Source organism: Sporosarcina sp. Y838 (genome assembly GCF_056786515.1).
In genome coordinates this window covers 15,765-40,341 of sequence record NZ_JBXCJD010000024.1, presented here as the reverse complement: position 1 = coordinate 40,341, position 24,577 = coordinate 15,765, and the positions used below count along the sequence as shown (strand labels likewise).

The following is a 24,577-nucleotide window of genomic DNA, read 5'->3' as shown; positions in this document are numbered from 1 at the left end:
CGCCATGGACACCCTTGCGTTAAGCTAACTGTTACTTCTGCCTTCACAGTTCGGGACTTGCACCCTATAGACTACGCCCATGCTGGGCGCACTCAAAGAATGGATCACTACATGGTGATCTATCAGTAAGCATTGGAATTTCTAATTGTGTATTCTTGTTTGAATACTCATACCACTCATATTTAGAATACCAAGATTCAAAAGTTAAACAAATTGTACGCATTTTTTCACCAACACTTTCTAAGTATTGAAAATAAATTACTTAAACAACTGATTTTTCCAACTGTAAAAGTTAAGATTCAATATTATTACCGAAATTTATGTTAAATAATATAAAAAGGAAAACTACGGATTTACCCCCATTATATATTATATAAACCAATATTTATATAAACCTGTAATTTTGTGTTTAAACTGTTACCTAATAATAGCCCCCCCTGATTGACAGGTGGGCTCTATTTGGTGCTTACTTCTGTAAAGATTTAGCCAATCATTGGTAATGGCTTCAAATGTTGAATTTGAATGTTCTATATACTCCTCGTTATTGAATTGCCTTTCAAACAAAGCAGCTGCCAGTTGGGTATTTTTCTTTGTTAATAATCTGGATTTGCTGGTCGGATTGGCTTTGAATTGTTTATGGCGTCAAGCTTCTATTTTGTCATTCGGGAAGTAGGATTTATCACTTATGCGATTCTTCTTGTCGTGGTGTTGTTAGTACTCTCTTCTACACAATAAAAAAAAAGCTACCTTATGAAATAATCCGTTTGATGATGAGGATTAGGGGACTGTAATTCGATTGAATGGGGCCGTCCAAGAAGTCAGGTTTTTTCCTGACTTTCCGGACAGCCCCAATTCTGCTTTATTAGAAGGGGTTTTTCCAATCTTAACTTAAACTTCAAGAGCTGCATTATTCTCTTTTCGGCGATAAACTATTTTTGATAGAAAAACGCTACATTCATACAGAATAAGCAATGGGATGGCGACAAGAATATCTGATAAAAAATCAGGGGGAGTAATGAGCACTGACGTTAAAACCAAAACAAAATACGCATATTTTCTAACTTTTTGTAAACGGTAAGGATTTAGTATTCCAATGCTTGTCAAGAACATAATGACCACTGGCAGTTCAAATAATAACCCGAAAGGAAGCGTCATATTTATTAAAAACCGGAAATACTTCTCTACCGTAAAGAAATTCATAAACATATCATCCGATAATGAGAGAAGGAAGTTGAAAACAATCGGAAAGATGAGAAAGTATCCGAAGCATATTCCTAAAATAAACAATATAAATAAGGCGGGAATATAAGCCAGGGTTACTTTCCTCTCGTTTCCGAATAGAGCCGGCCTGACAAATAGCCAAATTTGATGAGCAGCGACTGGTATCGTTCCAGCAAGTGCAACAACACTTGCCAACATTAAATAGACCCATAATATATCACTGGGACCCAAAACGGCTAGTTGCATCGGAAAGTCTTGAACGATCCAATTATAAATGTCTTTCACATAAATAAACGCCAAAATGAAAAAAACGATAAAGGCACCCAAGGAAACAATTAAGCGGCTGCGCAATTCGTCTAAATGGCCGACAAGATTCATTTCTTTTTTCCTCATTTTAACACCTCCAGTTAAAAAATAAGATGCAAGTTAAAGGATCCACTCACATCTTACAAGTTAATACTATCTACAGATTTTTTTCTTGCTTCATATCCAGTTGCTCTTTATCATATTCATCATCAGAAACCAATTCCCGAGTTGACTTTTTAAATTCCTTTAATGTCGAACCAACTGCCCTGCCCAGCTCTGGCAATTTTGACGGACCAAAGATGATTAATGCAATGACGAGGACCAATATTAAACCTGGAATCCCAATATTTTGGAACATAAAGCATACCTCCTGTTATTCAATTTTGGTTGAAGATTTTATTAACTTGACTTCATCAAAGAATTCTGTGATGAAGTCAAGATGATACTAATCCTTACTTCCAATAGTGAATGTAGCTTGTGCTACTGCTTCATATCCGCTACCGTAGAAATAAATAAATTTATAAGTGGAACCTTCCTTGTATCTTGAAGAACTGCTTCCTTTATAGGAGAATGTCTGTGTCCCATTTGTTGGATTCGTGTTCATCCACCAAATTGAAGAAATATCTCCAGGTCTTTCATTTACTTCATATAATCCGATCCAGTCACTTTTTGGGGCTCTTACATTTTCAACCGTAACTTCTATCGAGTCTTCCACGCCCTTAAAAACCTCTTTAGATAACTTTATCGTTGGATCTTTTACTTCACCGTCAAGTGTTTTCCCTAATACTTTTAAAGAATTAGCACTTATATTTTCGAATGCATCCAGAGCATGTACTTCAATCTCATACGTAGTGTTAGGCTTTAATTCCCCGATTGTCAATGTTAAAGGGTTAGGCACAGGGTCTTTGTAGAATTCCGAGAATGCAAGAAACTCATTGTCTACTTCTCCAGTTTCTGTATTTTTAGCTACTATCTGATAGTCATGTACAAGAAGGTCATCTTTTGCCTGACTGAACATAATAGCTAAGCTTGTAACTGTTGCCTTTTCGTGATCGATAGAAATCATTGCATCCTTGGTATAGAAAGGAGCTTTCTTGTCTCGATCCTCGGTATATTTAAATTTGTTCGTTTTAGCAGGATAACTGATTTCGAATGGCTCCCCTGTCCAATCATTATTATGAATATCACGGCGTTTAATAATTAATTTATTGTTATACACTTCTACAATCAGAGCCTGATTAAGAATATCAGCCCCCTCAGGTACTTCACCTTGAATCCTTCCGCTATCAAGCCATAAGTAGGCACCCGCAGAGGTTCCAATGGAGGTGAAGTCTTTCTGATGAATGATTTTTGGATCATCGAGCGGGTAGTGTGTGTGGCCGGAAAATGAGACTACTTGTGGGTAATTTATTAAAGTATCGTAGAATAGGTCTCTATTTTGAGAGAAGCCCCATTCGCTTCCATAAACGGTCCCTTTAATGGGCTGATGATGGAAGACGAAAATTGGTTTTTTCTGGTCATCAGCGTTTGCCAGCTTTAGCTGTTCAGCCAGCCATTCAATTTGCTTTACGGAAAAAGTTCCTTCTGTTCTGCCATCTTCAGTACAAAGAATAATAAAATGGTAGCCTTTGATTACTTTATGATAGTAAAGTGACTCCATCCCGGTTTTCTCAAGGAATTGCTTTTGCGCATTAATCACAGTTAATCCATTCCAGTAGTCATGATTACCAATTGCAAACATAGAAACTGCATTTGGATTTTTTCGTTTATTATAAGCGGACATAAACTTATTGTATTCCGATTCATATCCATGATCCGTTAAATCACCTACAGCCACAAAAGCATCTTGCATAGGAACTACTTGATTTAACTGATCTAATGTGGTTATAAACTTTTTTAAATTTGCATCACTTTGATGATCGATATGTACATCACTTATAACCGGAAAAACCAGATTTGGTTTATTACTATTTGAATGCATAACCGATGAACTGGATACGGCGCTGACAGGAAAGCCGCTCAGCGAGCCTACCAATGTTAATCCCAAAGCAGCTCCGGCAACCTGTGATGTCTTTCTGAAAAAATCACGGCGATCCATTTGGTCATTAAAAACATTAGTAGACAACGATTTTGCTGTTTCCTTTTTTGATTGGTCTGTCATTGTACTATCTGCCTTCTTTCCGCAATGATTTTAGGTAACGCAATTAATTCTTGAATGCCGAAAAAAATTTCCTGTTAGTGTAGGGGGGATCCTATTGTCTTCTTGTCCAAATCATCAGTAAAAGATGTTGGTTAGATACTTATTATTATTTTCAGAACTCCTCCCTCCATGTAAAACAATACAATTTCATTGTCAACTGCCTGTTAATTTAGTGTAAAAGATTGTGTTATTAACGTAAAAGACATATGGATTTTAACCTTAAAGGGTATAGGAAGGGTAATTTTGTAAAAGGGAAATGTGGTTTTTGGCCTTGAAAATTGACAAAGAATGATTTTAAAGGTATTTTTAAAGAGTCTGATTTTTCTCTTATCCGTCACGAAAGATTGCTTAATACGGAAAATGTTGTTTTGAATTTTACAGACGAAGCAATCAGCCGACTTGCTGAACTTGCATTTAAAGTGAATGATGATACGGAGAATATCGGTGCAAGGCGTTTACATACAATTTTGGAGAAATTACTCGAAGAACTATCGTATGAAGCGGCTGATATCGGACCGACAATAATCAAAATAACACCGGAGTATGTCGATGGAAAGCTAAAAGATATCGCGAAAAATAAAGACTTATCACAGTATATAATTTAATTTAAATTTTTAAATTAACCTGATTATTATAAACATTTAGAGTGTTATTAAGTGCAAAGTAACTATTATGAGGAGGAAAAAACAAATGAATTTATTATCAAAAACACGTGAAATTAATGCAATGCTACAAGAATCGGCAGGAAAAAAAGTGAATTTTAAGGAAATGGCTGAGAAGCTTAGTTCTGTTATCGACTGTAATGCTTTCATCGTCAGCAAAAAAGGGAAATTACTTGGTCTAGAAATACATCACCAAATTGAAAATGAACGCATGAAGCAAATGCTCATAGATCGCAAATTCTCTGAAGCATATACAAACCGCTTGTTTGAAGTGAGAGAGACTTCTTCTAACTTGGATGTGGACAGCGAGCATACTGTCTTCCCGATTGAAAATCGTGAATTATTAAATGATGGATTGACGACGATTGTTCCAATCATTGGAGGCGGTGAGCGTCTTGGTACACTAATCTTGGCAAGACTTAAAGATGATTTCCAGGACGATGATTTAATCCTTGCAGAATATGGTGCGACTGTTGTTGGAATGGAAATTTTACGTGAGAAATCAGAGAAAATTGAAATCGAAGCACGTAGTAAAGCAGTTGTTCAAATGGCTATCAATTCACTTTCATATAGTGAACACGAAGCGATTGAACACATTTTCCATGAGCTTGATGGCAATGAAGGTCTACTAGTAGCATCTAAAATTGCTGACCGTGTAGGTATTACACGTTCTGTAATCGTAAATGCGCTTCGTAAACTAGAAAGTGCTGGTGTCATTGAATCTCGTTCCCTAGGAATGAAAGGGACATATATCAAGGTCCTTAATAATAAATTCCTTGAAGAACTTGAAAAACAAAAGTCATAAATATGTAATAGATATGTTGAACAAATGAATTCCTACATAAACTAAGCGAAGTCGCCTTATAAGGGGGAGCCGAAGCCCTAAGACTGTGGCGGCGAAGCGCGTATGCGGCAGCTTCAAAACTTGTACTTTCTTATCTTTTAAAAAAGAGTAGTTGAAAGCGTCCTGAGCCCCTATCGTTTCATGAGGGTACTGCATGGATGATTCTTTCATACTCCCTTTGATAATCTGAAAGTGATTTCTAAGCCATCATTATCTGCCCCCTTTAGCTACTTCTCTTTTGGCACGGATTAGTGTGCTTTTAGAAATCCCTGTAATTTCTTCTACTTGCGTATAGGAATTCGTTTGCAGTAGGTGTAAAGCGTGTGCTACTTGCTTTTTAGTGAATTTTTTCGGTCTACCTTCACGAAAATCAGGATTCTGCCTCGCAATTGTTTTCCCCTCTGCCAATCGGTCAACGATCATATCCCTGTCAAATTCCGCAATGGCTGATAACATTCTTAAAATTAATCTGCCCATTGATGAAGTTATGACACCTAAAATTGAAAAAAAGTCTCCCTTTCTAAATAAAAGAGAGACTTTTCGTAAATCTAACATATTTGTATTGTGTTAGATTAGAAAGTTTTTTTGAGTATACTCTAACGCACAATCGAAACCCTTTACATGTTTTTATTATTTTAGGAAAATATGGTATGCCGTGGTCTGTAATCTATTATAGTGAGGTGAAAGTAAGTTACGTGAACTTACTGTTTTATTTCAATTTTCTGAAATTATAATGAAAGAAAAAAGAACATCGTCTGATGATCTTACTTGTTAACGTCTTGCACCAATTACTTTAAATACATTTGTTCACAAACATTCATATATAATTTCAATTATTTCTATAAATTAATTCACTAACTACTTTTTACTGTCAGCTAATAGAAAGTATAAAAATTTCACAGTAATTTTATTCCTCTCTATCGCACATAAGTTCAAATACGTCTTACGAACCGGCCGTATGGGGCTTGACTATCGGCTATCTTTTATATCTTTTGATTATATGGAAAAATAATTTCAAAACTTGTTCCCACTCCAACTTCGCTTTGCACTTTTACTTTGCCATGATGTTTGTCAATAATCCAATTTGCAATAGCAAGCCCAAGGCCAGCTCCCGCTTCTTCAGTCCGGGATTTATCCACTTGAAAAAACCGATCAAATATTTTGGGTATATTCCCTTCTTCCATACCAATGCCATTATCTTGTACTTTTATCAAAACGGAATGAGAGGTCTGGGAACAAGAAATTAAAATTTTTCCTCCCTCTTTCGTAAACTTCATAGCATTATCTAATAAAATAACCATAAATTGATGGATTCTTTCCTTGTCTCCGACAAGAAAGACAGAAGATGGGGCATCTAATACAAGTTCTTTTTCTTGATATAACGCTATTTCTGCGTAATGTTCAATTAGTTCCTCCAGTAAATTGGTTAATGAAAACTCCTTTTTTTCCATTTCTAGCTGGTCTGAATCCGAACGGGCCAATGTAAGCAAATTGGTAACCAGTTTTGACAATCGTCGCCCCTCTTGTGATATGATGGATAAATCTATTGCCTTTTCTTGTATAGTAAAAGTCGGGGAGCGCAACAATAAATCTGTCTTCGTCTGGATAACAGCTAAAGGTGTTCTTAATTCGTGAGAAGCATCTGACACAAACTGCTGCTGTTTTTGCCATGCCTTTTTAATTGGAACAAGGGCTCTTCCAGCCAAAAAGAATCCTGCACCAACCGCACACACACTTCCAATACTGGAACCGATAACTAAAATTAATAGCAATGTCTGAAGCATGTCTTTTTCGGAAGTAATGTTTCTTGAAAATTGCACTGTTATTACTCCAAAGTTTGGATCCTGCACTTTTATTGCGATGGTTCTAAAATGGAACCCTTCTGCTTCAGTGTCTTGAAGCACTTCTAACTCTGTTGGGCGAAATTCCGATTCATTGTCGGCAAAAATTGTTCCATCCTCATTTAAAGTAATCAGTTCGTTGTTATTGTTCCATATTAGTAAAGTAATACGGGGGTCTCTTGGTCCTATCGGCAACCCATCCGGCCGTATCATCGGCCTGCGTTGTTCTGGCGAAGCAACTCGTTCTACCGCTTCAAGCAGGTCATTGTTTACATCTTGATATAAACGCGACCCAGCATATGAATAAATAACGACTACAAGCACTCCAATTAAAATAATAAAGACTAATGAATTTAATATCGTAAGTCTAAGACGAGTTCTTTGAAACATCTTCTTCTCTCCTACTGTCTACTGTTCCTTCAGCATATATCCGATGCCTCGTATCGTTTGAATATCCTTATGATACCCGAACGGTTCCATCTTTTTGCGAAGATGATGAACAAATACTTCTACTATGCCGATTGTTGTGTCAGAATCAAATCCCCATACTCGATCGAAAAGCTGTTCTTTTGTTAAAATAGCACCTTTGTTCTGTATCATAAATTCCAGCATTTCATACTGTTTTAATGTTAATTTTATTGGATTGCCATCTACTGAAATAGCCTTTTCTTTCCCAAATAGTTCAATCCCCCGATATTGAATCGTTTGATTTGTTGTTAGACTGCCGCTCCTTCTCAATAATGCACGAATGCGTGCTTGGAGTTCTTGTGCTTGGAATGGCTTGGTCAGATAATCATCTCCTCCAAAATCCAACCCTCTGACCCGATCTCCTAATGAATCTTTGGCAGTTAAAAACAAAACAGGGGTCTGAATATGTTCCCCGCGTATCTTTTGTATAACCTCAAACCCGTCCATTTCTGGAAGCATAACATCTAGAACAATTAAATCATATATATTTTGCAAGGCCATAAAAAGCCCTTCTTCTCCATCTTCTGCGAAATCTACTTCAAATTCTTCAGATAAAAGTTGGCTAATAGACTGCAGCAAGGCTACATTATCTTCTACTACTAGTATACGCAACATTCTTCTCTCCTTTCTTACATAATAACAAAACAAAGCGTTCGCTGAAACGAATCGCTTTGTTTTGTTCTATTCATATCGAAGTGCTTGAATCGGATCAAGCTTAGACGCTTTGTTCGCTGGAAATACACCGAATAATACGCCAACTAATAAAGAGAAGACAAATGATAACAGCATGACAGTTACGGAATATGTAATTGCCGTTCCTGTTGCTAAAGTAAATATTTGGGCACTTATAATGCCAATTGCAACTCCTATTATCCCTCCGAATGAACTTAATACCACTGATTCTATGAGGAATTGTAGAAGAATGTTTCCACGCTTTGCTCCAATTGCCTTTCTAATACCAATTTCCTTCGTTCGCTCTGAAACGGATACGAGCGTAATATTCATGATACCAATTCCACCAACGATAAGAGAGATTGCTGCACTTCCTCCTAACATTAATGTCATCGTATCATTTACAGATGATGCAGTCTCCATTAAATCCTGTGAATTTGATACACTATAACTATCCGCATCACCTATAATTGAATACATCGTGCTCTCAATACGATTGGATGTGAAATTAATCATATCTTCATTTTCAACCTTTACATATGTTGTCCCAATAGTATTAGTAGAAGCTAAACGCTGGCCTGTGCTAAGAGGTACGATAATTGTACTATCTCCGCTTGTACCTAATGAACTTCCAACCGATTCAAGAACCCCAACAACTTTATAGGATGTTCCATTCACCTTTACATATTCCCCCACAGGATCACCGAGCCCAAATAATGTTTGGGCTGTATCTGAACCGAGTACTGCGATTTTCGAATGGTTATCAGAATCCAAATCTGCGATGAAGCGTCCTGATTGCAGCTTTACACCACGAACGTCTAAGTAGGAAGAAGTTGTTCCGAGCATGGATACTTGGGTATTCGTTCTGCCATTTTTCACCGATACTCTTCCTGACACTGTTGGTGCAATTTCTTCAATACCATCGACAGTCTGCAATTGTTCTGCATCCTCTGCTTTAAATGTAACATCTGAACCCGTAACCGATACAGTTAATACATTTGTACCAAGGCTGCCAATTTGGTCCTGTACCTGCTTTGTTGACCCTTGTCCTATCGCAACCATGACGATAACAGAGGCTACCCCGATAATAATTCCCAGCATCGTTAGGAATGATCTGATTTTATTGGCTTTGATGCTTTTTAGTGCCATTTTGAGTATCTGCAAACCATTCACCTCCATTCTCATAGAGCTGTCCATCATGAATACGAACAACACGATTTGCCTTCTTGGCAACATCTAAATCATGTGTAATGAGAATGATCGTATGTCCCTGTGCATTTAATGCATTCATAATCTCCAAAATATCCTTGCTTGTTTTACTATCAAGTGCACCAGTTGGTTCATCTGCTAGTAAGATAGGAGGATGTCCAGCAAGCGCTCTTGCAATTGCAACACGCTGCTGCTGCCCCCCTGATAATTGGGTTGGCAAATGACTTGCTCGATCTACTAATCCTACTTTTTTTAATGCATCTAAAGCAATTGTTCTCCGCTCCGCTGCTTTCATTCCGCGATAAATGAGAGGAAGCTCTACATTTTCAACGGCTGTCAGCTTTGGGATGAGATTAAAATTTTGAAAAATAAAACCTATTTTCTCATTCCGGATAGTTGCAAGCTGTGAGCTCTTCATTTTCCCTACTTCTTCACCATCTAACAAATATTTACCTGCATCCGGTCGATCTAAACATCCAATCATGTTCATAAATGTTGATTTTCCGGAACCGGACGGACCGATGATTGAAATAAAATCACCCTTTTGAATATCGAGGGAAACACTTTGAAGTGCTAACACCTTTTCACCGCCAAGTTCATACGCTTTTTTCATGCTTTTAATTTGAATAATCGGCTCATGAGTAGTCATTAGTTTCCTCCTCGTCCGCCTGATGGAGCGCCGCCACCTGGGAAGCCGCCGCCATTTCCTCCTCCAAAGCCACCACTCGGGAAGTCACCGCCACTTGGGAAACTGCCACCACCTTGCATCATCATTCCTCCCCCAGCGGAATTACCACTTGATTGTACGATTGGTACTTGAACAGAATCTCCTGCTTCTAAACCCCTTGTAATTTCTACATACGTGTCATTTGAAATACCAGTTTCTACTGTTACTTTTTTTGCAGATTGTGCTGAATCGTCAGAACCTGAAGGAACGAGTACATATTTTTCATTTCCACTTTCATACACTGATTCTATTGGAACGTATAGCGCGTCTTCTTTAATCTCATTTGTGATACTTGCTTCTGTTGACATCCCAATTTTCAGGTCTTTTGGATTTGTAATTTGTACCGTAACATCAAAAGTAGAAGCACCATCGGATGCTGTTCCTTCATTTGCTACTTTCGTTACTTCCCCTTCGAATGTTTCATCTTCAAATGCATTTGCTGTTATAGTTACCGCTTGTCCAACTTGTACTTTTGTAATATCTAATTCATCAACACTAATGGTTGTTTGCAATGAACTGTAATTTGTTATGTGGGCAACTGCCTCCGAATTTTGCACATAATCACCGCTGGCAACAGAAAGGCTTGTGATTGTCCCAGCAACTGGAGCTTCTAATATACTTCCATCTGTAAAGGTTACAAGTGTTGCACCTGCTTTTACAGTATCTCCTTCCTTCACACTGACAGTATCCACATTCAAGCTGCCGCCACCAGCAGTTACGCTATCTGAAGCATTGTTGTTTACTGTTACATCTTGATCGGTAGCTGATGTAACCGAACCTGAACCACTAACTGCTACCTCTAAATTTCCTTTTTCTACGGTTGTTTGTACTGCATTCGCAATACTCTGTGCTGGCTCTTTTTTACCTAAAAAGAACCAGGCACTCGCTCCTCCTATTACAACAATAATTATTGAAATAATTATCCACTTTTTCAATTTTATATTCTCCTCTCCATCATTACTTTTGATTTGATTGGTCCTGCTGGAATTGTCCAGGCTGGAATTGACCATCACCAGGGAACATCTGACCATCCCCTTCTGGTCTCATTTCCGAAAAGCCGGGGTTTGTACTTTGTATATAAGCTACATATCCCACCCCAATAGCTGTGCACGTACTTATCACCAAATTTACAATGAGTAAAATTTTTATTAGATTTTGTTTGGACTGTTCCATTTTTATTCCTCCTTATTATTAGTTGATAAGCCCATTATGAATTTCGTTCCTTAACTTTTCCTTAACTTTCCCTTAAAATTTCTACCCTACATGTGAGATTAATGTAAAATCTCTTACGAATATTCATTTTGTAAAAAAACAAAGAGCTATAGGGCACTGGATAAGTCCTATAGTTTAGAGAACAAAGGCTTCCCCAATTTCATTGAGGAAGCCTTTGCTTTTTTCATATATTATAGTTGTATTTAGTTTTGGTAGTGTCTCGTATATTCTCAAATCACAACTTCTTAATTTTGACCCATTCGTGTCAATCTATACTTTTATACCACAATTAAACTGTCTTCAAAATCAAATACTTGGTCTATTCATTTTAACCACCTATACCCTACTTTTTTTCTCCAAATTCGATAAATACGCTTTAAATTCTTGTTAAACTATCCTGCCAGTTAGTTTAACAAGAAACTCGATTATCTCCATCCGCAAGCCATCGATTCGATCGCTGAACGGGTTTGTATGCTGCATGCACCTCTAGTTTACATAACACCACTTCACGGAAGTAGTTAACTTCATTTCTCAATAAAAAAAGCTGCCATGTAAAGGCAGCCAACTCTTCAACTAAAGCACCCGTTAGTTTAACTAAGAACAGAGACGCTTATTCAACTACTTAAAAGTTAAATTTAAAGACTCTTTGAGAAATTAGTTGTTTTTACTTTAGTAACTTTCAAACCTTTATACTCTACCCAAGATTCTATCTTCACAGCATACTCTAATCTTGCAGTGTTTGTCCATTTAAAATAAGTTTTATGCTTTACTACAGAACCCTTCTTAAAGTCATTAAAGCTTAAGTAACTAACACCACCAACTATAGACATTGCGCCTCCAACTGCAGCCACATATTTAATTCCCAATCCAACATAAGGAACCTTCTCTATACTTTTAATTGGGGCAGCAAGTGCTCCTCCTCCAGTCAGAATCCCACCATATATTATAAGCTCATTGCTCTCCTTTAAAATTTTAGATACCGGTTGAGAGGCAGTAGAAAATGCTTTAAATGTAGTTTGTGATTTAGGAGCATATAATTTGTAATAATATTCATGCAAAGGCGAATCTTTTCCTGGTAAAGCTGAAGCACCTGAATCTGCTTTAGCAATATCCGAAGACCCTAAAAATATTGATAAAATTAAAGAAAAAACTAAACTCAATTTTAAAAATTTATTACCATTCATATTAAACATCTCCCATTCTTTAATGTAATTCTTACCAAGAATATCATAAATTTTAAATCTAGTAAACATTCAAAAAATTATCTAAAAAAATTATTCCCCCAAAAAAATTTTAAATGTACAGGACATACCCACGATAAACAAAAAATGGGAGTTATTTCTAATAAGGTGCATATAGCATACACAATAAGAAAAACTGCCCTGTAAAGGCAGCCGATTCTTCAATTAAAGTACTTGTTAGTTGAAAAGTTCTTCATCTTCATAAGCTTTAGACCAATGAAAAGGCTGTACTTCTTCCAATGATTTAAAACGCAATTGTTTATCGTTTTTCGAAGCAGACACAGCTACCTTTACATCTCTGCCCCAATAGAACAATCTCTCTTGACATACACCACAAGGAGTTAAGACTTTAAATTCTTTATGTTCATCATCCCTAACAACACATATGGAATGAGTTACTTTTGTATTTAACTTATGTGCTTCCAAAATAGCACCTGTTTCTATACACAACTCTGTTGAAGCGTTGATAACTTTTGGTGCAACAATTGTCAATATATCTCCATCATTCGTATACATTGCTGCTGCACCTCCCCAGCCCGTAGGATTCCTTTTTTTTATTAGATCGACAGCAGCTACATATGGCCTTTGTTCAATGTCCATTCTTCATCTCACCTCTTCACGGAAGTATTTGACTCCATTACTCAATAAGAAAAAACTTCCCTGTAAAGGCAGCCAATTGTTCAACTAAAGCACCCGTTAGTTCAATAAAACAAATTTGAATTTCTATTTCTGTATGACTTAACCTTGTAAATAATACCCATAAATTGGGTTTATACACTTACGTGTGCTTCTTTCAGGAACAACGTCCTTATATATCATCCAAATAAAACAAAATGCAGGCTATTAAACAAAAAAATCCTGTTCCCATAGCAATAGTTCCAATTACAACGTTATATTTATTTTTCTTTCTCAGCTTAAACATCATCAGAAGTCCCGTGGTTGTTGATATAAGAAAAAGTATAAAAAAACCGATAAGCACAATATACATTTACTTCCTCCCATTTTATAGCTCTTTGTTAAACTAAACTGCCTCGTTAGTTTAAGTACATTTCTTCACAATCTTTACAACTATACTAACAAAAAATACCAACAGAGTATACCCTGTTGGTATTTTTTGAAAGAAAACTACTTGTAGTCTTTAGTATGTTGATTTTGGGTATACCCTGTCCAAACACATTCGAATGTAGTAGAATCAATATATAGAATTGTTCAATCAGGGTTGTTCATTGAATGGAGGGTAATTATTATGATTTTTGGCTATGCACGAGTTAGTACGAAGGAACAAAACTTAGATAGACAACTGAAAGAGTTAGAAGTATTCGGCTGTAATCGAATCTATACCGAAAAGCAATCAGGAAAAGATTTCAATCGACCAGTCTATCGTGAAATGAGAGCAAAAATGCGTTTTGGCGATGTATTAGTAGTTCATGACCTTAGTAGGTTTGGTCGAAACAAGGAAGAGATACGCGATGAATGGAAATCTCTGATTGACGAAGAAATCGATGTAGTCGTTTTGAATATGCCTATTCTTGATACTCGAAAGTACAAGGAACTCGAAGGGATGGGCCAGTTAGTTTCAGATATCGTTTTTACGTTACTCTCATGGATGGTGGATGATGATCGCCAACGGATTCGCACTGCACAACAAGAAGGTATTGCGATTGCTAAGCAACAAGGGAAATATCGTGGGGGTAAGAAAAGATATCATGCAGGTGCTACTGGAAAAGATAAAGTTATTTATGAACGAATTGTACAACTACTTTCGGAAAACAAGAGTATCGTGGATATACATCGTGAAGTTGGGATTTCGAGGAATACAATTTATACGATAAAAGCAGATTTATAATCGTGGAATAATTTTAAATATCAATCCAGGTAATTCAAAAGAGCACCCTTTCTAGGATACTCGCATTTAACAATATACACTCTTGCTAATTCAGGTGTAATATGTATGGACTTAATATTAATAGCTGTAATTCAAGTTATAATCAAATTCAGAAATCCCGATTACTTGTTGCGTAAAAACAACTTCTTGTATATCCATGGAATAACAGTAGCAACAAAAACTATTCCTATTACAAGAACAATAATGGAGCTATGTTCCGACATACCTAAAATATCCATTGTACACCGTTCCTTTCCCTTAATATCGTTAAAGTAATTCCGTATATTATAACCTAAATTGTAATCCACGGTTTGTAATCAACACCAAAGCCTTGTCCAAGCCCATCCTTCAATTTCCTCTCAATTGATGATGAACGTTTGCGTTTTGCCATGAAACTCCCTCCTAATTTGTTTTATTTGAAGTAAACCAGCAATTCGAGTAAGCATTGAATTAAATTTAGGTAAAATCATAACTATATTTTCAGAAATATAAAAAAGGTAACCTCTTACGGTCAGTTATCATATCGAAGAGGTTACTTTTTATCAAACCTTATTACCAATTATCAATTTTTTAAAAATTATCAAACTTTATTTCGAATTATCAACTTTAATTCAAAGCCACACATCTAACCTAAAAAACCAACTACCTTGAAACCATAGAGTTTTAATTTTAGTAAAAATGTAACCTACGGGTACACTCCAATGATACAAAAAAACTCACGTTTTGGTTGCAATTCTCAAAATTCATGACCTCCCATGGTTATGAAAAAGCCACGCGATTAGATCGGGACTATTGATAGTTAACTTATGATAGTACATAAACCCTTGTCCTTGCTTAACCTTGTTATCGCTATCAGTTGTGTTGATTTTTGATAGTGCTATCAGGAGAACGTCTGTAAGAAAAGTAAAGAGACATAATGTAGGTTTACTAAATGTCCCTAAAGAAACCTATGTACATCATTTCATAAGCGAACCTCGTTCATATAGGTGAGTCAATGATATCCCTTTTTTTGCAGCTACCCGTTTAATTAGATTTATTTCATGGTACATGGCATTAGATAAAATTCCATTCTCTATGTTTTTATTAATATGGTAATAAAAACCTGCTAACAATTCTATTGGCATTCTATTGTACAAAGAAAATCCCCCATCATCCATTACAACACCCACCCTTTTCAATTAAGTATACAGAGTATTTACTCAATTGTTAATAGATTTTGCAAATAATGTCGAAAAGACTCTAATATTTCTATATTTCCATAATCGACTATCGTTAATTGATCTCAAAACCATCTATTAAATATTTAATAAAAACAATAATATAAATTACCGTAAGACAATCCTGCCAAATTCGGGGCTTTTTTTCGCTTTATATGTGCCATAACTTAAAAAGTTTTGACACTACTACAATATAATAGAATAAGTGAACTATAGGGTAGAGAAACTTCACCCCTCTCTACTTATAATTTAATTTACTAACCCGAATCTTTTATGCAATAGAAAAACCAACCATTTTTTTATTTCAAGTTTAGTTATAGATATGAGCGTATTTTCGGCTAAATATTATAAATTATTAAATTATTAACTTTTTAGTTGTTTCAAGTGAAGATCTCTCGGGTAGATATCTAATACATGTGAATGTTATTACTTTTCATATGTAGTATATTTTGGAAGGATGATAAATATGGAAAAACGAATTGTTGGGAGCTTTAATTCAGATGAAGAAGTCTTGTATGCAATTGAAGGATTGAAACGTCAGGGGCATCGTGATACAGATATCATGGTGGTAGCTGAAAATAAAAGTGCCATTCCATTAGTCACTTCCCGCACCGGAGTCATGGTAGAAGCAGATCAACAAGTGAGTACTATAGCAGGTGTTATGATGAACAGCTATTTTTCCATGTTGTCAGCAGGAATGGGCCGCACACAGGATAATACCCTGTCCAGCAGGCTAATTGAAAGGGGCCTGCCAAAATATACAGCAAAACAGTGTGAAGAGGAAATAAATAAGGGGAAAATAATGTTGCTGGTTGATACGAATACAACTTACGACAGTCCTGTCTATAAAACACAATATGAAACTGAAACCTCAAAGGCAGTCCGACTCCATGAAGAACAGCTTGAAATTACAAAAGAGAATGTCCAAGTTGGAGAATTACAGCTCCTTAAAGAAGTAGTGGAAGAACAGAGAACCGTTCATGTTCCACTATTTCGAGAAGAAGTATATGTAGAGCGACGTCCTATCATAGATGGAAAGTTAGATGGCAGCCCTTTTAGAGAGGATGAAATTATTCGCATCCCCATTATGGAAGAAAGAATAGAGGTAACGAAAAGAGCTGTAATTGTTGAAGAGGTAATTATAGGCAAGAGAAAAATTCAAGAAACAAAACAGGTACAGGATACCATTAGAAAAGAAGAAGCTCGGATTGAGCGTTCAGTCCCTACGGCAATCGCAGCAGGGAAACTAGTTTACCAAGACACAGTAGGGCACGTAGAAGATATTACAGTAAGCCCTAATATTTTGATCGTGGAAGGCAATCCCGATATTGAAAGCATAATGGCAGCGGAGGACAAAAAGGAAGAAACCCGCGAAAAACGCACAAGCTCCCTCGCTGTACCAGGAGAGAAAAACAAACCAGTATCAGCTGTCAGTAAAAAGGACGAGGTAAGCGGGACACTAACAGATTCTCCTGTTAGTAAGGAAAGTAAAAGTTCCGAACCAATTTCAGCAGCTACTGTAAAAAAGGAAGAAGCAATCCTCAACAAAGAAAATTCCTCAATCGATGAGGAAAATAAAAATAATAAAAATCAAATAAAAAAGAAAAAATAATAATACTCAGTAATAGGTTTGGATAGGCTATGCGGTCCTGAGATATTATACAAAAAAGGTTGATTTCAAAGGTCACTAAAAGGTGACCTTTTGAAGTCAGCCTTTTTCAGAGGATCTAGATATAAATCTCTGACTATTGGGTTTCCTTTTTTATTTATCGTTGTTTCTTTAGCCCTTCTTTGTAACTCATGGCTTATAGGATATATATTCTCGCATACGATGCAACTTTGTGAATGAAACAACTTTTGATTCATTGAACCATTATATATATCAATTTACGGATTGAGTGTATCCTTTGATGGTATTTTCACTTAAATTGCTTGAAGCTAAATATTCTTGGAAAGACCCCATCGAAATATCATCTCCTATAAATTATGTTGCATTTATTATCGGATGCATCTCATAAACTATGTTGCAAAATAGCTTGAATCATATCTAATAAAACACAAAAATACAACATAATTGACATTATGTTGTAAAATATAACGCTCACTGTTTTGCTGTGAGCGTTTCGATATATTAAAGCAGTATCTAAGGTGAAATGTTGAGATTAGATGAAACTCGATGAATTAAGGAAAATGTAAAAACCCTTGATTACCAAGGGTTTTTACACTGTTTGAAATCATATGATTTCTAGGTATGGAGACGGCGGGAGTCGAACCCGCGTCCATAAGCTCATGAATTAATACGCTCTTAATCGATATTTTTACATGTAACCCTTTTCTTTAAGTGATATAAATCTATGGTCTCCGATAATCACATGATCGATTAGCTCTACACCCATCACACTTCCAGCCTCAGCCAGTCTTTTGGTAACTTCTATGTCCTCAGGTGAAGGATTACACGTGCCACTGGGGTGGTTGTGAAGACAAATTATTGAGGCTGCACTATGCTTCAGTGCTTCCTTATAAACCTCCCTAGGGTGTGCTATTGAAGAATTTAACGAACCGATGAAGATAGTCTTTTTATGAAGAACTTCATTTTTCACATTTAGATACAAGACTACTAAATGCTCTTGCATTAGTGATGTCATCTCCGCCATAAGATAAGACGCTGCATCCTCTGGAAATCTGATTGTATAACGTTTTTCATTCTTTCCAGCATTCCGTACTTTTTTAGCAAGAAGCATTCCCGAATGAACCTTCAAAGCTTCATTATGCGTCATGCCTTCCTTCTCCAATTCAGAAACAGTCATCTCGACTAAAGCTCTTATCCCACGACCCGCTAAACGACCTGTAAATTCAGGTGTTGAAGATGGTCCGATTAAGACGGCAAGAATGTCCTGTAACTCTATGACAGCTTCAGAACCGATTGCATTGTATGTTGCGACTGCTTCACGAGCAGATGTAATATATTTTGTTGTCATTTTTATAATCCTCTCTCACACAAAGCTAGCGCCGAGTGGCACTAGCGTTCATGTGCCACTCTTTCCTTGCCCGGTGGAAGGCTTTTTATGTTATAATTAATCTACAAGGTTTTAAAGAATCACTTTTTACGAGATGCGAATCGTCGCGTCTCCTTTTTTTCGCCCATTTTTGCGATTACAACGTCTTCCCAGCCCATTTTTTTCAGATTGGAAGCTGTGATGTTCAACATTTTCCACGGGTTTACACCTTCGAGAACCATGTTTTGCGCTACTTCCTTCATTCCCTTTTCATCAAATTGCCACGATGCAGATATAGTGTAATCCCAAATAACATCACCCGTGTCAACCGGACCATTGTAATCAACGAATGCCTTTAGTTCAGCCTTCATTGCTTTTAGAGCAGACTCTACACGTTCAATTTCTTTTCCTAACTTGATTGCCTGATCTAGATTTTCAATGCCTTCCGCCTTTGCAAGTACCATTATGAAACTCCTCCTTTAGATTCCTATATTTCCGCTGCCAATTACCTTCACATCACCATTTTCAATAGACAAGAAAATATCTTGAATATCGGTAAGCGAATTCAGCTTTTTAACTTCTCCTTTGCCATCCAGTTGATAGATACCGCCAAACTTAAAGACTAGGAATTTCCTTTCACTCTTTACATCCACATAGCAGATGAACGATTTGTTCGCACTTCCCTTCTTGTTGTTAGAAACAAGACGTTCTAATTGTTTACTAACCATTTGAACCTCTCCTTTTCCATTATTTTTTAAAACAGAAAAAGCCGACTGCCTCTCTAAGGACTCAATCGACTTTAAATATATATCACGCAAAAATGCGTAAATACCCTATATGATTATGCCCGAAAGCAATCTTGTGACGTCCAATTACATCTGCCTATCTTTTCTCAAAACGAGAATTTAAAGGCTACTACATTCATGTCGAATCTCCTTTTAGAAAATGAAAAGGTATAACGACTTTCATCAAAATACGATGACTTGGATACTAATAGAATATAAATTAAGTTTATCAAATCAAAGTAGCAGTCGCAACACTTCGGAATACGTGTATCAAGTAAACCGCTTAGATATTGGTTTTCTAATGACCTTTTGAGGAAAAGAAGCGGGCTGAATACTTTGCAATCAAAACAATGATAGCTCTTTCAAAACGTCTTTATCGCTATGGTTCGCGACGAAAAGTTCTATCGAAGTCAGAACCTGCTTATCATTAAAATCGCAAAATAACGACAAAAAGCCTGCTAACAATTCTATACAATACGTCATTCACAACGATTACATTTTTCGGGACGTTTGATTACATCGAGTAAAGTACCTGAGGCATTGCGACCTCGTGTACCAGCGTAATGAATCTTATAACGAATAATACGTAAGTTTCTAGGTCTAGTTTCAATAGGTTGTATCCCTATATTCAAGATTCTTTGCGTCATGTTAAAGTGCAATCATAAAGTTCCGTGATTGTTGAGTTTTTTAAAATTACTACTCAAGGCTATGGTTTCATGTTGTCGATTCTCATAAAACAGGGTATTTAACTCATATTAAATTATTCGCTGACATTAAAGTTTGGTACGAATGAATAATTCCTTTCGTTTAAAGGAACGGTGGGGTATGAGTCTGATACAATACCAAACTCATACCCAATAAGCCACCTAATAATATAAACTGTTTAACTTTAGAACGGCACTTCATCCCATAGCCGATTTTTTAGTTTTTAATCCAATTTGAAGTAACAGGTACACCAGCATCCACGAGTAAATTCATCACAGGACATCTTTTTTCGACCAACTCTTTTAATTGTAGAATACGCGCTTCCGTTTCGTTCGTTTTGAGAATCACGTCAAAATCTACAGATTGAAAATGAGCTGAAATACCTTCCACTCCCATTAATCCACGTAAATCTAGTTCTCCTGAATTTTTAAATTCTGCTGATTCGTAAGAGAAGTTTTGCTCTTTCGCAATAATTGCAATCATAACTGATGTACAGCTAGATAATCCCGCTAACACAAACTCAACGGGATTAGGACCTTCATCCTTTCCCCCTAGATTTTTAGGTTCATCGACAACAAAAGGATCAAACTCCCGAATTGAAATTTCAGTTTGCACGCCATCTTTCCAAACGCCATTTGTTTCGACTTTTATTAACTGACTTGTAGACATTTTACCCAGCCTCCTAATTCATAGTAAAACACTATGTATATCAGATTATAATAGAGTTGAACGAAATTTTCAATACATATTCAGAATTTTTAAAATACCGAACTACTTGAAATCTCTCTTTTTACTGCTGAAGTTCTGTATATCGGTAAATTTCACTTTTGTAAAAGGGCCAATATATTATCTGTAAAGTATTTACATCAATCAACGACCTGCTGCTCATACGAAGGTTGTTTCCAGTGTTCATTTAATGCTCATTTCACCATTTAGTAACTTGGTGATTTGCCTTGGCCTGAGTCGATTCGTCCTGGATAAAGAGCTTCAAACATCCGAAGAATTTAGAGATTATTCATTTTCTGTTTCCCTTGATTTAAACCAATCAGATACGACGCAGTAGCAATGCCTCCGCCCGCACTAATAATTGCGATCGCTTCAATTATTGTAAGCATAGTCATGTAAATACCTCCCTACAAATTTATTGATCAAAGAAAAACACCGAAGGGAATAATCCACCTCGGTGCTAACTCTGTTATGTTTTCATCTTTTAATAACTACTGAACTTGCGATAGCACTCAATTACGAATGGGCAATGCCTACAATGGCTAGTAGGCGTTGACAAGAATAAACTTTCTGCTTCTTCTGGTAGCATTTCTAAAATCTCCCGTTTGGAATTGATTTCATTTGCTACACTCAATGCCCACTGTCTAGATCTGTCCATATCAGCCTGATTGAAAACGTGTTTGCTTGCTCTTCTGAATCGAAGAAAATACAAGTTGCCTTCAACCTGTGTTCTGTTCTTTAATTGACCTACTGCCCACGCATACAACCCAACTTGATGATTGTCTCGAACATCATATCTGACACGATTTGTCTTCCAGTCGACTATTTTACTTCCGACTGGTGAAACAAGATCTATATAACCTTGTAACAGCGGGGCTGAATCTGTATCAGAAAGAGGTAGCTGAAAATGAGTCTCCGTTTCACCCATGTTTTCTTTAATCGGTGCATGACTAACCAACTCTGACATATCATCCATAGTCACTTCTGGATGAAACTCAGCTTCAATCATCCCGTTTAAAATGGCTTCTGAATGAGACACCCCATTAATTTTATCCTCGACTGCTTTATGGACCCCTTTACCCAAAGCTAGAGGGTATGTGGTCGGTTCCTCATATACTTGAATATTTTCTTATAGAATGTGTAAGGACAAGTTTCATATAGGCTCAATCGTGAAAATTAGAATACCACGCCGCCCTCTCCAGTAAAATTTCAAGAACAACAAAAGGGAACTGGCTGACCAATCCCCTTCAATTTACTCTTTCAGAACGGCAAGTCTTCATCGCTTACAGCAATTGAACCTCCGCCTGTTCCATATTGATTAGAATTTTGATTTTGACCGTTCATGTTACCAGCATAGGGATTAGGCTGCTGTTGATGGTTCCCTTGCCCTTGTGGATGCTGAAAACCCTGTCCAAGCTGATTCAGCTGCCCTTGAGGTTTCGGGGTCAAGGAACTGTACGAAGTCAGCGAAAACCTCTGTAACATATACACGATCCCCTTTGTCGTTCTCGTAGGCGTGAAATATATTAAAAGTCAATTAAATCCTTCGCGTAGCTAATCTCCTATTTACCATCAACTTTTAAACATATAATCACTCGATAGTTCATATTTCACTTCTAGCTAGATAGTATTATTTTTTTATAAATAGAGGGATTTACAATATTACAATGTTTCATTAACATTTCCTTAACATTCTAATATTACGCTAATTAAGGAATTATATTTTAGTTAACCATGGGAGGTTTAATATTATGAACAAAAAAAAGGTAATTATTCCACTATTAAGTGCAGCACTTCTGTTTCCATCTGCGGTCAATGTATTTGCTGAACCGTATAAACAAATAGAAAGCGTAAAATCTGTTGAATTTATTGGTATGCCTGCACCTGTTACTAACGAGGAAAAATCAACAATGTACAGTGATGCCAAAGTAAAGGTGACATTAAGAGACGGTACTAAAAAAACAGTTGAGTTGGATTATACTTCGTTAGCAGAGCCTGGTGATGTCATTAATGGCAAAATTGTCGGGACTGCATACGACATCAACGGCAATATCATAACTAAAGCAAATGGCGAGCCTATTGTTTCAACTGCACCAGATGCAAACTCACTCCTTAGTGTAAATGGAAAAAGCGGCAAGTTATATATGATCAATCATTTTGAGAGTATGCCAAATAATGAAATTGGTACAGTGCCAAGAGCGTTATATTTAAATACTGTCAAACAAGATAAGAAAACGGGTGTACTCGAAATTACTGATATTAATCCAATTGACTTTTCAGAATATGGAGGTGTTTGGACTCCATGTGCCGGCATCTTATCTCCTTGGAACACTCATTTAGGCAGTGAAGAATATGAACCAAATGCACGTGCTCATGAAGAAAATCCTGAAAAATCTTCTGTTACACAATTTGCTAAGAATTATTATCAAGATCCAGAAGCAATTGGAAATCCTTACTTATATGGTTATACAACAGAAGTATCCGTTCATCCAAATGGTAAAGCAAAAGCGGTCAAACACCACAGCATGGGTCGGTTATCTTTTGAAAATGTAACAGTAGCACCTGATAACCGTACTGTTTACTATGGTGATGACGGCGGCTATGTGATGTCCTTTATGTACATAGCTGACAAAGAAAAGGATTTATCTGCTGGGACATTATATGCCGCAAAATTTGAGCAAACTAGTGCCGAAAACGGCGGTGCTGGAAATTTAAAATGGATTAAATTAGGACATGCAACGGACCAAGAAATGAAAAAATTAGCTGAAACTCTAACATTCAGTGATATTTTTGAAACGGCAAATGATGCTGAGTATGCAGCAGCAAATGGCTTCAGCCATATTAAAACTGCAACTGGTGAAGAATTTTTGAAAGTAAAACCAGGCATGGAAAAAGCGGCTGCTTTCTTAGAATCTCGCCGATATGGGGCTATGCTTGGAGCAACGTCAGAGTTTAATAAGATGGAAACAGTCACATTCAACAAAGCCGATAACAAAGTCTACATGGCTATGTCCACGATTGCGAAAGCCATGGAAGAAAATCCAAATGATCCTGTAGATGATATTCGATTACCAAAAATCAATGCAGGTGGTATTTATGAAATGAGTCTAACTGATAAACAAACAGATCGTGAAGGTAACCCTATTGACAGTAATCATGTGGCAAATAAAATGGAAGCTATTTTAGTCGGTGAAGACATTCCAAAAGATGAAGAAGGCAACAAAGCTCACCTTGATAAAATCGCCAATCCAGATAACATTGTATACTCTGAGAACTCAAGAACTTTATTTATTGCTGAGGACACTGGCAATCATGTAAATAATATTGGCTGGGCTTATAATGTTGATACCAAGAAACTTTCTCGTGTCGTTTCTGCACCTAATGGCGGTGAAGTAACTGGAATACAAGCCATTGATAATTTAAATGGGTACTCTTACTTAATGGTTGGTTCTCAAAATCCAGGGAACATCGGTTATATCCAGTTACCTCCTGTTGATAAAAAATAAGCTTAGTAAGACCGTTAGAAATCTATCTAACGGTCTTTAATTCGGTCTTCGAATATTAAAAGCTCAAGATACAATTCTCAATAAAAATCATACAATTAAATATTGTTCCTTCAAAATAAGTCCCCAGAGGTTATATAGTCAATTATTGGCTATG

23 protein-coding genes and 2 pseudogenes are annotated in these 24,577 nt (G+C 36.6%); 6 read left to right on the top strand and 19 right to left on the bottom strand.

What is annotated here, in order from left to right:
- Nucleotides 1-609: 609 nt before the first annotated feature.
- A pseudogene (locus tag AC1TO4_RS17955) lies at nucleotides 610-735 on the top strand (phosphonate ABC transporter permease); the annotation flags it as partial.
- A gap of 153 nt (nucleotides 736-888) precedes the next feature.
- On the opposite strand, the gene tatC reads toward AC1TO4_RS17955, so the two are convergent.
- The 3 genes from tatC to AC1TO4_RS17940 form a co-directional block, all read right to left on the bottom strand.
- The gene (tatC, locus tag AC1TO4_RS17950; protein WP_482106409.1) at nucleotides 889-1,614 is read right to left on the bottom strand and encodes a twin-arginine translocase subunit TatC; all 726 of its coding nucleotides are present in this window, start codon (nucleotides 1,612-1,614) and stop codon (nucleotides 889-891) included.
- Nucleotides 1,615-1,684: 70 nt separating this feature from the next.
- Nucleotides 1,685-1,885, bottom strand: coding sequence for a twin-arginine translocase TatA/TatE family subunit (locus AC1TO4_RS17945; protein WP_482106408.1), 201 nt, complete (start codon nucleotides 1,883-1,885; stop codon nucleotides 1,685-1,687).
- Nucleotides 1,886-1,972: 87 nt separating this feature from the next.
- On the bottom strand, nucleotides 1,973-3,688 hold the full coding sequence (locus AC1TO4_RS17940) for a metallophosphoesterase family protein (RefSeq protein ID WP_482106407.1): 1,716 nt from the start codon (nucleotides 3,686-3,688) through the stop codon (nucleotides 1,973-1,975).
- A gap of 314 nt (nucleotides 3,689-4,002) precedes the next feature.
- Here AC1TO4_RS17940 and AC1TO4_RS17935 point away from each other — a divergent pair.
- Together AC1TO4_RS17935 and codY are read left to right on the top strand one after the other, a co-directional pair.
- Nucleotides 4,003-4,332: pseudogene (locus AC1TO4_RS17935) on the top strand (HslU--HslV peptidase ATPase subunit); the annotation flags it as partial.
- A gap of 85 nt (nucleotides 4,333-4,417) precedes the next feature.
- Nucleotides 4,418-5,194: a GTP-sensing pleiotropic transcriptional regulator CodY gene (gene codY, locus AC1TO4_RS17930; protein WP_482106406.1), complete on the top strand. Its 777-nt coding sequence runs from the start codon at nucleotides 4,418-4,420 to the stop codon at nucleotides 5,192-5,194.
- Between the two features lie 249 nt (nucleotides 5,195-5,443).
- Here the strand turns inward: codY and AC1TO4_RS17925 are convergent, their stop codons facing one another.
- The 9 genes from AC1TO4_RS17925 to AC1TO4_RS17885 form a co-directional block, all read right to left on the bottom strand.
- Nucleotides 5,444-5,710: a hypothetical protein gene (locus tag AC1TO4_RS17925; protein WP_482106405.1), complete on the bottom strand. Its 267-nt coding sequence runs from the start codon at nucleotides 5,708-5,710 to the stop codon at nucleotides 5,444-5,446.
- Between the two features lie 506 nt (nucleotides 5,711-6,216).
- A complete protein-coding gene (locus AC1TO4_RS17920; RefSeq protein WP_482106404.1) occupies nucleotides 6,217-7,464 on the bottom strand; it encodes a sensor histidine kinase in 1,248 nt (415 codons plus the stop codon).
- A gap of 18 nt (nucleotides 7,465-7,482) precedes the next feature.
- A complete protein-coding gene (locus AC1TO4_RS17915; RefSeq protein WP_482106403.1) occupies nucleotides 7,483-8,154 on the bottom strand; it encodes a response regulator transcription factor in 672 nt (223 codons plus the stop codon).
- A 69-nt stretch (nucleotides 8,155-8,223) separates the two neighbouring features.
- Nucleotides 8,224-9,387 carry an ABC transporter permease gene (locus AC1TO4_RS17910; protein WP_482106411.1) on the bottom strand — a complete coding sequence of 388 codons (1,164 nt, stop codon included), beginning with the start codon at nucleotides 9,385-9,387 and terminating at the stop codon, nucleotides 8,224-8,226.
- The gene (locus tag AC1TO4_RS17905; protein ID WP_482106402.1) at nucleotides 9,335-10,072 is read right to left on the bottom strand and encodes an ABC transporter ATP-binding protein; all 738 of its coding nucleotides are present in this window, start codon (nucleotides 10,070-10,072) and stop codon (nucleotides 9,335-9,337) included. The genes AC1TO4_RS17910 and AC1TO4_RS17905 overlap by 53 nt, the downstream gene beginning before the upstream one ends.
- The gene (locus AC1TO4_RS17900) at nucleotides 10,072-11,085 is read right to left on the bottom strand and encodes an efflux RND transporter periplasmic adaptor subunit (RefSeq protein WP_482106401.1); all 1,014 of its coding nucleotides are present in this window, start codon (nucleotides 11,083-11,085) and stop codon (nucleotides 10,072-10,074) included. Before AC1TO4_RS17900 ends, AC1TO4_RS17905 begins: the two co-directional genes overlap by 1 nt.
- A 22-nt stretch (nucleotides 11,086-11,107) precedes the next feature.
- Complete coding sequence (locus tag AC1TO4_RS17895) at nucleotides 11,108-11,323, bottom strand: hypothetical protein (protein WP_482106400.1); 216 nt, start codon at nucleotides 11,321-11,323, stop codon at nucleotides 11,108-11,110.
- Nucleotides 11,324-11,997: 674 nt separating this feature from the next.
- Nucleotides 11,998-12,546, bottom strand: a complete 549-nt coding sequence (locus AC1TO4_RS17890) for a hypothetical protein (protein ID WP_482106399.1) — start codon at nucleotides 12,544-12,546, stop codon at nucleotides 11,998-12,000.
- Between the two features lie 234 nt (nucleotides 12,547-12,780).
- Complete coding sequence (locus AC1TO4_RS17885) at nucleotides 12,781-13,203, bottom strand: cytidine deaminase (protein WP_482106398.1); 423 nt, start codon at nucleotides 13,201-13,203, stop codon at nucleotides 12,781-12,783.
- A gap of 646 nt (nucleotides 13,204-13,849) precedes the next feature.
- On the opposite strand from AC1TO4_RS17885, the gene AC1TO4_RS17880 reads away from it, so the two are divergent.
- The gene (locus AC1TO4_RS17880) at nucleotides 13,850-14,449 is read left to right on the top strand and encodes a recombinase family protein (protein WP_482106397.1); all 600 of its coding nucleotides are present in this window, start codon (nucleotides 13,850-13,852) and stop codon (nucleotides 14,447-14,449) included.
- 995 nt (nucleotides 14,450-15,444) lie between these two features.
- On the opposite strand, the gene AC1TO4_RS17875 is transcribed toward AC1TO4_RS17880, so the two are convergent.
- The gene (locus AC1TO4_RS17875) at nucleotides 15,445-15,645 is read right to left on the bottom strand and encodes a hypothetical protein (protein ID WP_482099604.1); all 201 of its coding nucleotides are present in this window, start codon (nucleotides 15,643-15,645) and stop codon (nucleotides 15,445-15,447) included.
- Between the two features lie 526 nt (nucleotides 15,646-16,171).
- Here AC1TO4_RS17875 and AC1TO4_RS17870 point away from each other — a divergent pair.
- On the top strand, nucleotides 16,172-17,317 hold the full coding sequence (locus AC1TO4_RS17870) for a YsnF/AvaK domain-containing protein (protein WP_482106396.1): 1,146 nt from the start codon (nucleotides 16,172-16,174) through the stop codon (nucleotides 17,315-17,317).
- A 706-nt stretch (nucleotides 17,318-18,023) separates the two neighbouring features.
- Here AC1TO4_RS17870 and AC1TO4_RS17865 read toward each other — a convergent pair.
- The 6 genes from AC1TO4_RS17865 to AC1TO4_RS17840 form a co-directional block, all read right to left on the bottom strand.
- Complete coding sequence (locus AC1TO4_RS17865; protein ID WP_482106395.1) at nucleotides 18,024-18,683, bottom strand: JAB domain-containing protein; 660 nt, start codon at nucleotides 18,681-18,683, stop codon at nucleotides 18,024-18,026.
- A gap of 119 nt (nucleotides 18,684-18,802) precedes the next feature.
- A complete protein-coding gene (locus AC1TO4_RS17860; protein WP_482106394.1) occupies nucleotides 18,803-19,165 on the bottom strand; it encodes a hypothetical protein in 363 nt (120 codons plus the stop codon).
- Nucleotides 19,166-19,180: 15 nt separating this feature from the next.
- A complete protein-coding gene (locus AC1TO4_RS17855) occupies nucleotides 19,181-19,429 on the bottom strand; it encodes a hypothetical protein (protein WP_482106393.1) in 249 nt (82 codons plus the stop codon).
- Nucleotides 19,430-20,407: 978 nt separating this feature from the next.
- Nucleotides 20,408-20,860, bottom strand: coding sequence for an OsmC family protein (locus AC1TO4_RS17850; protein ID WP_482106392.1), 453 nt, complete (start codon nucleotides 20,858-20,860; stop codon nucleotides 20,408-20,410).
- Between the two features lie 541 nt (nucleotides 20,861-21,401).
- Nucleotides 21,402-21,956, bottom strand: coding sequence for a PD-(D/E)XK nuclease family protein (locus AC1TO4_RS17845; RefSeq protein ID WP_482106391.1), 555 nt, complete (start codon nucleotides 21,954-21,956; stop codon nucleotides 21,402-21,404).
- A gap of 221 nt (nucleotides 21,957-22,177) precedes the next feature.
- Nucleotides 22,178-22,402, bottom strand: coding sequence for a hypothetical protein (locus tag AC1TO4_RS17840; protein ID WP_482106390.1), 225 nt, complete (start codon nucleotides 22,400-22,402; stop codon nucleotides 22,178-22,180).
- A 266-nt stretch (nucleotides 22,403-22,668) separates the two neighbouring features.
- Here AC1TO4_RS17840 and AC1TO4_RS17835 point away from each other — a divergent pair, with 266 nt between their 5' ends.
- A complete protein-coding gene (locus AC1TO4_RS17835; protein ID WP_482106389.1) occupies nucleotides 22,669-24,423 on the top strand; it encodes a PhoX family protein in 1,755 nt (584 codons plus the stop codon).
- The last annotated feature ends 154 nt before the right edge of the window (nucleotides 24,424-24,577 follow it).